The following is a 566-nucleotide window of genomic DNA, read 5'->3' as shown; positions in this document are numbered from 1 at the left end:
ATCTCACACGGCTACGACTTCATGCCGCTGTCGCCCAAACTGGCCGCAAAGCTGGTCGACGACAAAGCGGCAGCCAGCGGGCGTCCGGTGCGAGACACCATCCTCTGCCAGGTGCTGAAACACCTCAACCAACCCAAGTAGGCAAGACGTCCCAGGGCCCGCGACGGAGTGTTCCGTCGCGGGCCCTTCTTTTGTGCGTCGCAAAAGAGCCCCGAACATCACCCGCTACAGCAAGAGACAGCGACTCCAAACCGCCGATTATTCCTTCGGCAGTTTATGCTTATGAATGCGGATATAGTCCTGGACAGCCTTTCGCAGCAGTTCGGTCATGCTGTGCCCGTTGCTGATCGCCAGCAACTTGAACTGCCGCTGCTCCGCAGCCGTCAGGTAGTAGCCGCAGCGGATCATCTCCTCCTCGCGAATCTCCTTCCCGGCGATGGGGTCCTTTTTCTGACCCTGCCGCAGCAGCTTGCGGAAATCGGGGCCGACTGCCGGTGACGGCTGTGTCGGTACCTGCACCTGTGGCGTAGCTTGCTCCTTGGTCCCTGACGTCTCGACCTTCGGTG

The 566-nt window shown here is 60.6% G+C and carries 1 protein-coding gene; it reads right to left on the bottom strand.

The window, feature by feature from the left end; translation table 11 throughout:
* Positions 1-258 precede the first annotated feature (258 nt).
* Positions 259-566 (bottom strand): hypothetical protein (locus tag EN935_RS39490; RefSeq protein ID WP_206534722.1); only part of this gene is annotated, 308 nt, incomplete at its 5' end.

Origin of the sequence: Mesorhizobium sp. M7D.F.Ca.US.004.03.1.1, from assembly GCF_003998635.1 — a bacterium.
In the GTDB taxonomy this organism is placed as follows: Bacteria; Pseudomonadota; Alphaproteobacteria; order Rhizobiales; family Rhizobiaceae; genus Mesorhizobium; species Mesorhizobium loti.
This window is presented reverse-complemented; position numbering and strand designations above follow the sequence as displayed.